9 protein-coding genes and 1 pseudogene are annotated in these 10816 nt (G+C 45.0%); 5 read left to right on the top strand and 5 right to left on the bottom strand.

Annotation, left to right across the window (positions count from 1 at the left end):
• Window positions 1-162: 162 nt before the first annotated feature.
• Window positions 163-597 (bottom strand): hypothetical protein, encoded by a 435-nt coding sequence (locus AB6D06_RS13195; protein WP_017033298.1) that lies wholly within the window; start codon window positions 595-597, stop codon window positions 163-165.
• A 356-nt stretch (window positions 598-953) separates the two neighbouring features.
• Here AB6D06_RS13195 and AB6D06_RS13190 point away from each other — a divergent pair, with 356 nt between their 5' ends.
• The 5 genes and pseudogenes from AB6D06_RS13190 (at window position 954) to AB6D06_RS13170 (ending at window position 6124) form a co-directional block, all read left to right on the top strand.
• Window positions 954-1910 (top strand): integron integrase, encoded by a 957-nt coding sequence (locus tag AB6D06_RS13190; RefSeq protein WP_017067063.1) that lies wholly within the window; start codon window positions 954-956, stop codon window positions 1908-1910.
• A gap of 108 nt (window positions 1911-2018) precedes the next feature.
• The gene (locus tag AB6D06_RS13185; protein WP_372110454.1) at window positions 2019-2918 is read left to right on the top strand and encodes a homocysteine S-methyltransferase family protein; all 900 of its coding nucleotides are present in this window, start codon (window positions 2019-2021) and stop codon (window positions 2916-2918) included.
• Window positions 2919-3031: 113 nt separating this feature from the next.
• Window positions 3032-4042, top strand: a complete 1011-nt coding sequence (locus tag AB6D06_RS13180; RefSeq protein WP_372110452.1) for a Gfo/Idh/MocA family protein — start codon at window positions 3032-3034, stop codon at window positions 4040-4042.
• 10 nt (window positions 4043-4052) lie between these two features.
• Window positions 4053-5572, top strand: a pseudogene (locus AB6D06_RS13175) (SgrR family transcriptional regulator).
• A gap of 153 nt (window positions 5573-5725) precedes the next feature.
• Window positions 5726-6124 (top strand): DUF1090 domain-containing protein, encoded by a 399-nt coding sequence (locus tag AB6D06_RS13170; protein ID WP_017093318.1) that lies wholly within the window; start codon window positions 5726-5728, stop codon window positions 6122-6124.
• A 101-nt stretch (window positions 6125-6225) separates the two neighbouring features.
• Here the strand turns inward: AB6D06_RS13170 and AB6D06_RS13165 are convergent, their stop codons facing one another.
• The 4 genes from AB6D06_RS13165 to AB6D06_RS13150 all read right to left on the bottom strand — a co-directional run bounded on the left by AB6D06_RS13165 (window position 6226) and on the right by AB6D06_RS13150 (window position 10796).
• Window positions 6226-7320, bottom strand: a complete 1095-nt coding sequence (locus AB6D06_RS13165) for an HDOD domain-containing protein (protein WP_372110450.1) — start codon at window positions 7318-7320, stop codon at window positions 6226-6228.
• A 235-nt stretch (window positions 7321-7555) separates the two neighbouring features.
• The gene (locus tag AB6D06_RS13160; RefSeq protein WP_372110448.1) at window positions 7556-8611 is read right to left on the bottom strand and encodes an alcohol dehydrogenase family protein; all 1056 of its coding nucleotides are present in this window, start codon (window positions 8609-8611) and stop codon (window positions 7556-7558) included.
• Window positions 8608-9126, bottom strand: a complete 519-nt coding sequence (locus AB6D06_RS13155; RefSeq protein WP_017061096.1) for a TetR/AcrR family transcriptional regulator — start codon at window positions 9124-9126, stop codon at window positions 8608-8610. The genes AB6D06_RS13160 and AB6D06_RS13155 overlap by 4 nt, the downstream gene beginning before the upstream one ends.
• Before the next feature lie 212 nt (window positions 9127-9338).
• On the bottom strand, window positions 9339-10796 hold the full coding sequence (locus AB6D06_RS13150; RefSeq protein WP_372110446.1) for a glutathione synthase: 1458 nt from the start codon (window positions 10794-10796) through the stop codon (window positions 9339-9341).
• Window positions 10797-10816 lie beyond the last annotated feature (20 nt).

Here is a 10816-nt window from a genome sequence, read left to right as displayed (position 1 = left end):
AGCGGGAGCTATTGTTGACAAAAGAGGGAGTCCATGTAGCCCAATTAAGGGGTGAGCCACGCGACCACAGAACTCAATTTGAGCGCCGTAAACACCGAACTTGACTCGAACCAAAAATGCCAAGCGTGGTGAATCCCTCTTAAATTGTTTGTTATATGCGTTTTATTTTTGATCGAACCTTGGATATTCACTTTTGCAAACTGAGCAGTCAAAACTGGAGACTGTACTACCAAAGCCGCTGTCACGCCCTTCATAGAAATAGAGGTGTAGAAGTTTTCCGTCATTTTCATAACATTTGGTACAGTATGGAACTGGGTCGTCGTCAGCCCAATATAATTCAGATTTAGGATGGAACTTAACAGCTACTTTCTCATCTAGTTTTTGTTGTAGCTGCCTAATTTCTTCGTTCTTTTGCGCCAAAATCCCTTGAAGCTGAGACGCTTCAACCATTGTGGTTCCAAGTTGTTGAGTTAAGGTCGCTAAATGAAGATGCAGTTCAGTTGAATCTGCTTTTTCTTGCTGTATCAGCTTTAACGTTTCCAAGGATTTATTAAGGAAATCAATTAAGGTGACTCCCGTAGCCAAAGTTACTGACATTTATTACTCCATTTTTTGTAATTTATGATTAGCATATAACATTTTAATATTGTGCAAGCACGAATCCATCCGCTTAACATATCAAAAAGGTCACTCATAACCAACTGAATGCTATGCATTTAATATAAAAGTGGGTCTAAACAATAAGTGTGAAAACGTGCAAGCACATATTGCCGACTATGTAACGCTCGGCCTCATTCTTAACCACCCATAAATCTGCAGTATAATCAATAATTTAAAATAAGCCTCTCGTTAAATTCGTGCTCAATCAGAGTTAAAAACCACTCTTTTTTAAGTCATTAATTATTCAACAAGCAATAAACTGTCTGTATGTACAGATTTTGTGAGGGGAATATATGGCGAGTCAATTCATGCAGGCAATTTGCGAACATATGACGATGCGAGGCTATAGTCGCAAGACAATCAAAGCCTACTGTTACTGGATAAAATACTTCATTCATTTTCATAAGCTTAAACACCCTGAACAGATGCATGCCGCTGAAGTTGTCTCCTTTCTTTCTCATTTAGCTAATCAACAAAAAGTAGCCATCAATACTCAAAAGGTAGCTCTCAATGCTCTAGCCTATTTATACAATCAATTTATTAAGCAACCTCTAGGAGACTTAGGGTTTAGCTATGCGACTCGGTCTCGAAAAATTCCTAGCGTACTCAATCATGCGGAAGCTATCTCGGTGATCAATGAAATAGATCCTAAATATCAACTGTTTTTTCGCTTGTTGTATGGTTCAGGTTTGAGAGTATCGGAATGCCTGAGGCTTCGAGTACAAGATATAGATCTAAAACAAGGGTCTCTCACTGTTCACAATGGGAAAGGAAATAAAGACCGAGTGACAATTTTAAGTTTTTCACTCACTGAAGCTATACAAGACAAAATTTCACAAGTTGCAGTTCTGCTCGCTAAAGATAACTTGAATGGGTTTGGGCCATCTTTGCCTCACCGATTAGGTAAAAAATACCCTAGTGCCTATCGACAACTTGCTTGGATGTACCTATTCCCATCAAAATCCGTCACTCAACACTCTGAGTCGGGGATCGTATGCCGACACCACCTACATGATTCGGTACTCCGAAAAACGCTGAAGAAGGCGACTAACTCTAATAAATTGCGCCACAAGCGAATTAGTTGTCATACTTTCAGGCACAGTTTTGCTACGCAACTTCTAAAGTCAGGCTCCGATATCAGAACGGTTCAAGAGCTACTGGGGCACAGTGATGTTAAGACAACTCAGATTTACACTCACGTTATTGGGCAACACTTTAGTGGCACGACTAGCCCGCTAGACGGCTTATAACGAAACTCCCTCATCGATAGTTGAACCTTGGCTTGATGGCTTCTGTCTAACAAGGTTGTCTGATATGGTGGCGGCAGAACTTCAGCAATTGTTTAGATAGTATTGAATATGAAAACACTAACCATACTTGATGGCGGCATGGGCCGAGAACTCAAAGAAATTGGCGCGCCATTTTCTCAACCGCTTTGGAGTGCTCAAGCGCTGATTGAAGCACCCGAATTTGTCAGCCAAGCACATCAAAACTTTGTCGATGCAGGTACTGAAATCCTAATCACCAATAGCTACGCCTGTGTGCCTTTTCACTTGGGTGAAGAGCTGTTCGAGCAGCGAGGTTTTGAACTAGCCACACTGTCTGGTGAGCTGGCTAAAGCAGTTGCTAACAATGCTTCTCACACCGTAAAAGTGGCGGGCGCGATTCCACCGCCATTTGGCAGCTACCGACCAGACTTATTTAAGGTAGAAGAGGCGGCGCCAATCATTCAAACGCTTTACGATGCCCAGGATCCAAACATCGATCTTTGGATAGCGGAAACCATCTGCAGCCTGCAAGAGTTCGAATCCATTCATGCGGTTCTTAAGCAGTCAGATAAGCCGTGTTACTACGCATTCAGTTTGGAAGATACCAAGGGCGATTCTGCCAATATTCGTTCTGGCGAGAGCGTAACAGACGCGATCAAACTTGCCTGCCAATCAAACGCGACAGGCATTATGTTTAACTGTTCAGTGCCTGAAGTGATGGATCAAGCCATTATCGATGCCAAGAAAGTGATCGATGAGCTAGGCAGTGATTTAGAAGTTGGTGTCTATGCCAACAATTTTGCGCCTATCAGCAACGAACATGAAGCGAATGATATGTTTCAGGAGATGCGTGAGCTGGATGGCCAAGGTTACTTAACTTACGCTAAACGCTGGCATGCACTGGGCGCGAATATTATCGGTGGCTGTTGTGGCATCGGGCCAAAACACATTAAAGCCCTAGCCGATTGGAAACACTCAATACAGAGCTAATCCTGAGCTTCAACTAGAATAAAATAAATTGAGAACAGGTTGAGAAATCTGTTCTCTATTTGTATGTGACGTCTCTGAGTACACTGATACAAAACAACGATTTGGAGCAACAGATGAGCGACACGCAACGCAAAATAAAATGGGGCATCGCAGGGCTAGGCAATATCGCCAATCGATTCGCAACCGCAGTCACAGAGCACTCTCTGCATGGTGAGCTTGATGCGGTTGCCGCCAGAGATCACTCACGCGCAGCCACGTTCGCCAACAAGTTTGCTTGCGACAAGGCGTATGGTTCTTATGAAGAGATGGCGAATGACCCAAGTGTTGAAGCGGTTTACATCGCTACGGTTCACCCATACCACCAGCCACTCGCCGAACTGTTTCTAAAGAACAATAAGCACGTATTGGTCGAGAAGCCGGCTTTTACCAACCTTGCTGACTGGCTTGAGATGAAAGCTCTCGCGAAGCAAAATGGCGTGATGCTGTTAGAAGCAATGAAAACCGTGGTGTTTCCCGCATATCGTGAGCTCCAATCATTCTTGGTCGATAACAACATTCAGATAGATTCAATCGAAGCCAGCTTTGGTAACCATCATGACTATGAGCCCGATTTGTTTATCTTCAATCCGGATTTGTCAGGCGGAGCAACACTCGATGTTGGGGTCTATGGGCTTTGGTTCTTTTACGATCTGTGCCGAACGCTGGGTGTAAACCCTTCAAAACCTCAGGTAGAGATGTCGTGTCTTTATGAGGGAGCGAATGTTGATACCAATGCATGCTTTACATTCTCTGGTGATATAAGCGGTAAGATATCGGCATCAACAGTGCAAAACCTTCCCCGATCAGCACACTTGAGTGGACCTGAAACCAAAATCACCATTCACGAAAAATGGTGGAATCCGGCCTTTATTGAGATTGAACATCAAGGCAAAAAGTCGACCATTAACTACCGAGTGATAGGGAATGGATTCGAGTTTGAAATCGACCATTTTTCAGATTTGGTGCTTCAAGGCAAAACTGAATCGAATATCCTGAGCTCAGAGATAACCTCTCGAGTTCTCGATACGATGGAAAACGCACTGATTGATTCTGGCTATTCACATTTAACTCAACCTCGTCGTTAGGAAAAGCAAATTGGGCAACCTTAAGCGTAAGCTTGAACTGTATGAAAAGATATTTCAGGCTTTTGGGCCTGGAGTATCACACTGTCAGGTCAACCAACTGGCCACACTGCTGCACGTGAGTGAACGTCACGTTCAGACCTTACTCAAAGCGATGACAGCACAAGGCTGGATTGAGTGGCAAGCTAGCTCAGGCCGCAGCAAGAAGGCACAACTCACGTGTCTGGTTGAACCCATTGAGGCGTGTTACCAATACGCACGAACCCAAGCTGACGCAGGCAACATAGAACAGGTGTTTAGCACCTTGAGCTTCAACGGCCGCAATGCTGGCACTGAGTTGCAAGCCTTTCTAAGCAATACCAATCCGTCGACGCAGAATATCGCGTACATCCCGTTTCACCGAGAACTCGAGGCTCTTCACCCTCAACGAGTACTTAGACGCACCGAACGTTTCTTAGTGATGCAAGTTTGCCAACGTCTTACCACCGTTCAGCACGGCAAACTCAGCGGCGATTTAGCTTATCATTGGCAGGCTAATCAAGATGCAACACAGTGGCACTTTCAGATTCGTAATGGTGTTCACTTTCATAACGGTCGAACACTCGAACCTCAAGACATAGCACGCAACCTTAACTCGCTCTGCCAAAGCAAAATTTGGCGTCGTTGTTATCAGCATATTGATGAGGTCTCTGTCTCGGCAGGTAATGTGGTTGTCGTGAAACTGAATCAACCTGATTGGCACTTACCACGCCTACTTGCCAAAGCTGAAGCCTCCATTTTTGATCACTCATCACCGACTGATAGGCTGATTGGTTCTGGCGCGTTCTCGTTAGACATCTTCTCAAGCAAGATGTTGAGATTGAGCCGCAATAGCGCGTATTCACACAGCACGCCGATTCTTAATCGAGTCGAGTTGTGGGTCTACCCGGAATGGGCACAGAGCAAAGCCTGCGCTCAAAATCAGGTGTGCGTGAAACTGCCCGAGAAAACGATCACTGTGCGTTGCGATAACCATGCTTCCAAACCGGAATTCGGCTCAACCTTCTTTAAGATTCAAAACCCAGCGTTGTCGAAAGCCGTTCGTGAGTTCACCGTTGAAGACACCTCTGAATGCCAAGCCCTTTTCGATCAGTTGTCTGTGTCTGGCGACAACAAAACCAGCGTCGAATATGGACATTACCTAACTCACTACCTAACTACCAAAGACGTCGCGCTGTGCAGTATTATTGATGAGAACGACATCTTCACTTCGTGGTTAAGCTTTTTCACTCGCTTCCCGTTTGAGGACTTAGCGCTGCCTGCTGAGATGCTAGAGAAAATCGAACAAGGCTTAGCCTCAATAAGAAACCAGCCCAACTTTGAGTTAGCGATGAATGCACTGTTGGAACTCAAGCATTGGTTGAATGACTCTGGGGTTGTGGTTAAGCTCAAGCAAGAGGCTTCAACTTAGAGGTTTCTGAAAAGATACACGGCGCGCAAGTGAATGGTTTCGGTTGGTGCGAACTCGATCAGTTGTGGATTAACCATTTGTAAATCTAGCCATGTTCAAAGATAAGTCATTAGGCACAGCGACTTATCTTTAACACTCCCCTGCCAATAGCAAAGAAATGGGGTGCTAATGTACTCTCGAAGTGAGACTCAACAAATATAAGCACAAACTAATTAGACCCAATAAGAAGGTAAACCATGACTCGACACCTAAAAGGCTCATTACTGTTTCTTTGCGCATTCTCTTTTAACAGCATGGCGAGCACCCAATGCGACGCACTAACTGGTTGTGAAAAGAAATTCTGTGAGATCGAATATCAAATAAAGAAAGCGGAGCAGTACGATAATCAGTACAAAGTGGAGCGATTAACCACGGCGTTAAAAGCCGCGAAAGAGAACTGCACTAATGAAGGCTTGAAGGATGATCTGCGTGAGAAGATTGAATCCAATGAACAAGATTTAGCTGAATACCAAGCTGACCTAGAAGAAGCAAAAAGAGACGATAGAGCGGATAAAATCCGAAAGTATGAGGGTAAGATCGAAAAAGAACTGCGTAAAATCGATAAATTAAAGCAAGAACTGGCTAAGATCCCTTAATCGATAATTGAAACAAAAATAGTCTTACTGCTTCGTAAGACCATTTAGAAAATACCGTTTTATGACGACTTCAGAATCAACCTAGCCAGCGCCAGGCGTTATTATCCTACTAGCGCCAATTCAGACTCTTTATAAATCCGGTTAGCCACTTTGTATGCCGCCGGAGACATCAGTGTCTCTTTGCATCTGCGCTTAAACTGCTCGACTTCAATCGTTTGTTCTTCCCGTAAATAGCACAATTCACTCAAGTAGTTAGCTTCAAACACAGCTTGACCAAGTGGTGTGCATTCGTATCGGCTAGACTCTTGGTAGCCAATCGCGGTCAACACTGATTCTGGCAGTTCCCAGAACTTAGCAATGGTGTAAGTCAGGCGAATGGAGTAGCTGTTCATCAGGCGCTTCAATGCTAACGAGTTAGGTGGAAAAGAAGGATCAACATGCTTGAAGGCTTCTACCATCATCTGGAAAATGATCATCTTGCCTAAGTTGCGAATTAACCCAACAAAATACGCCGCTGCTTGCTCTTCTTGAGATGAGGAGTCTTTCATCAACTCCTTAGAAAACGACGCGGTTTGAACACTGTGATTCCAAATTTTCTCACCGAAGTGACGCCAGTAAATATTGTTCCCCGGCGTGAAGTTCTTCATGTAGCTATTCACCACCCCTTCAACGAGCCCTTGAGAACCCATATTTAAGAATGCTGTTTTTAGGTCGGTAACCTGTTTTTCATTGCGTTTGTAAAAGGCGCTATTTGCCAGTTTAATCACATCGGCAGCCATACTCGGCTCGCGCTCAATCACTCTTAACAGAGTATCGACATCAAACTCATCGCTCTGTAATTCGCCCATTAACGTGGTCACAGAGGCTGGCATCACTGGAAGTTCATTAAGCAAGGCTTTTGGAGAGCGAATCAAGCGTTCGATTTGGCAAGCGACAAAATCACTAAATGGGTCTGACTCCGTTCGAAGGCGAGACTCTCCAAACAAATAATCAAGGAACTCACCATCGTGAAGGCTAAGCGTCTTATCGACGATTAATGATGATGGCTGAGCGGACGACGGCGGAACAAAGATTGAAGACTGAACAGAATCAGTAGCAACGATTTGTTGTTGCTCTTGTTGGGCAGGCTCTGCAGAGGGTTTGTTTTTTGAATCAACAAAAGGTGAGAATAGTGCCTGCAATACCCTTTTAAACATCAATACGGCTCCTAGATAAATACAACATAGATAGGGATATATAATGGCGGTAATTATCGCACAGTTAATTCATAAACCACACAATGATAAATGAATCATTAACTTTTCAGCTGTATAGGATCTGTTACTCAACGGGTTGCAAGACTGAGCCCGCCAGCATTCGCCAGAAACAAAAAAGCGAGCACATGATACTGGCTCGCTCTTACATAGATTAGATGCGTGACACCGTCTAAAGTTAACTCTGAGCGACTTCCAACACGATCTTACCAACATGCTTTTTCTTTAAGAACTCATCTTGCGCTTTATGGATATCGGCTAGCGGATAAGACTCTGCAACGATGGCGCCAATCTGCTGTTTCTCGATACGATTAACCAAGTTTTGGAATACTTGCGGTTCTAAAACCGTGCAACCAAAAAAGCTGAGGTCTTTGAGATACAAAGTTCGCACATCAAGCTCAACCATTGCACCACCAATCGCACCAGACACAGCATAACGGCCATGCGGTTTTAGGACTTCAAGAAACTCTGGCCACTTGTCACCAGCAACTAAATCGATCACCACATTCACGCTGCTTTCGCCTAGCGCGTTAACCAAATCTGCATCACGGGCAATCACTTCATCAGCGCCAAGTTCAAGTAACTGTTGGTTCTTGCTTGGGCTAGTGATGGCAATAACATACGCGCCGCGAGCTTTTGCTAGCTGAATAGCCGCAGAGCCCACACCGCCCGATGCACCTGAGATAAGCACGCGATCACCTTCAGCCACATTGGCACGAGTTAGCATGTTCTCTGCTGTTGAGTAAGAACATGGGAAAGACGCTAGCTCAACATCCGACATAGAACTGTTCACCGCGTAAGCATGCTTAGCTGCTACTTTGGTGTATTCAGCGAAACCACCATCGCATTCAGATCCGAAATACCATGGCTGTGGTAGATCTTGTCCATAAACCTCGGTCAAACAAGGCTCAATCAGAACACGCTCACCAATACGGTCAACTGAGACTTCATTGCCGACTTCCACGATAAAACCACACACGTCAGCACCTTGGATACGAGGGAACTTTAGCGCTTCACCCGACCAACTGGCATCGTCTGAATCATCACTTTTTGCATACCAACCGATTCGCGTGTTGATGTCAGTATTATTAACGCCTGCTGCCATGACTTTGATCAGCACTTCATTAGGCTCAATTTTTGGAACAGCAATGTCTTCACGGTAGCCAAGCATTTCTGCCCCGCCGTGCCCTAGCATCTCTGCGCCTTTCATTGTTTTTGGTATCTCGAAATTCATACTGTTTCCTTGAGTAATTTTGTCACCATATTCTGTGCCGATGCCACTGCTTCTTCGCCTAAGACTGGCCACGCGCTTGATACGCCTTCATGAAGTAAAAACAGCGGTGTCGCGAGATCCTCTCGCAGGCTCTGCTTGCCTATTAGCAAACGAACTTGTTCTTTATGCTGTGTAACCGCTTGGCTGATAAGCTCATTATCGGGAAACGCGGCCATCGCATTCATCGACATGCACCCATGTGGCGCATACTCTTCTAACCATTGTTGGAGCTTGTTGAAGATATGAGTAACCGATGCGAGCCCCTTTTCAGGCGACGTTTCCAACAAGAAATCTAAGTAGCGTTGGTGTCGATATTCCAAGGCACCAACGATCATCGCTTCTTTTGAAGGGAAATGTTTATACAAGGTTCTTAGGCTTACATCGCACGCCGTTTTCAGCTGTGCAACGCTCGGCTCAGCAAAACCTTGCTGGCTAAATGCCACCTCTAAGCTTGCTGCAATCTGTTCTCTCAACATAGTGCTCTCTTAATACTGAATACCAATCGTAGTAAGTAACAGTGATAGGTATAACAACAGGTAGAATGGTTGCTCTACCTACAGAGTAGAACGATCATTCTACCCGTGTCAATGAGATCTTTTTATAGAGCCCTAAAAACGAAAAATCCCGGATCCAATTAGTAGATGCGGGATTTCAATTATCAAAACCACTAGATTATTGCTTAGTGAAATTAGGATTCAATCAGTGTTAAAGAATCCAAAATCCCTTTTCCACTGTGGATTCCACCTTCATTTTCGCTGGCAGGTTTGCTGCGGATTAAGTAGCCCGCGTAACCGTCCAATTCGGTAACTGGTTTGCCTTGATAGTAAGCGGTGAATAGGCCGACTTCGCTGACTAAATCTGTCACTAGCGTTTGTTGGGTGTCACGTACAGCAATGGTCGGCACGTCACGCTCATGCGGGTACAAGCGCTGCATCAATGCCCACGCGTCGTACTCTTCTGGTTTAAGCTGGCTTAGTTGTTCGCTGATGTCGTCACCAAAAACACAATGACCACCGCCCTCGCCTTGGTTTTTTAGCACCCACTCTTGCTTATCAGCTTGTGTGTTAAACCATTCAATCGATTCACTGGTGATTGGCTTCATGTCAGCTAATACACTCTTGACCAGTTCGGCTTCTTCTCGCGTTAAACCCCAACGTGCGTATTCTGCTGCAGGCATCATGGTCAGCAGCATTTGCATGGTTTTACTGGTCGCTAATTGCTGGCTGATGGTCGCGTTCATTGCGACATGGTGTTGCTCCATAAACAAGCGAGTCTGACTTAGCGTGTGGCAACAAACCGATTCATTGAGTTCTGGAGCCCAGTAATCTGAATACTGATAGCCAGCTCTTAGGTACACCACATCGACAGCGCCGACATCTTTCAGTAACAAGCGTTGATTGTCACCCGATGAAAGCTGACAGCTCAATTGTTCAAAGGTACGACGAACCGTACGAACTCCCTGTTTTTGTAGCTCGACTTCAAGCAAGTGTTGGTCATAAACGTTGTCTTCGTTCTTCTGCACCACCATCAAGAAAACTGGTTTATCTTGCTCCTTAAAGTCGGTTTTCACTTGCCTTGCAGCATTAGCGATACCATAAGCCAACTGGGTTAAGCCTTGGTTTCCAGCCGGTGTTGCTGACGGATCTTCCAACCAATGGTTATACACGTTTGGCCATTGGTTTTGCATGAATGAGTGGAATTCTGTAGCGCGTTGACCAAAAGGCGCCATCCCTGCCGCAATGCCATTAAACTCAATCACTTTTGCACCGTGTTGGCGATCGTCCATGAAATCAGTGCGCATTAATAGCAATGGTTGGCGAGCTGGATTCAAGCGCTCATCCGCACTGCCATGGGCTTGTCGGTGCAACTCCATCAGACGACCAAAAAACGGGTCGGCTTTCGCCATATCGCTCAAGGATGACTGTAAAAAGTCGTGGTCTTCAGAAACATTATTGATGAGCTTGGTGATCAGCGGCGTCACCTTCAACAGGTGTTCAAAAACCTCACGCTCAATACTCATTGGAGCAAGGCTAAACGGGCAATGTCTCGCGGTATTGTCAGACTGACGAAAAGCGACACCGTGCATAATTGCCCACTCACAAGCATCTTCAATGACTTGTTGCGGAATCGATGGCATTGGATTCATTTAGATATCTCATTCTTGGC

This window comes from Vibrio sp. 10N.239.311.G01, assembly GCF_041465805.1.
In the GTDB taxonomy this organism is placed as follows: Bacteria; Pseudomonadota; Gammaproteobacteria; order Enterobacterales; family Vibrionaceae; genus Vibrio; species Vibrio crassostreae_C.
This window is presented reverse-complemented; position numbering and strand designations above follow the sequence as displayed.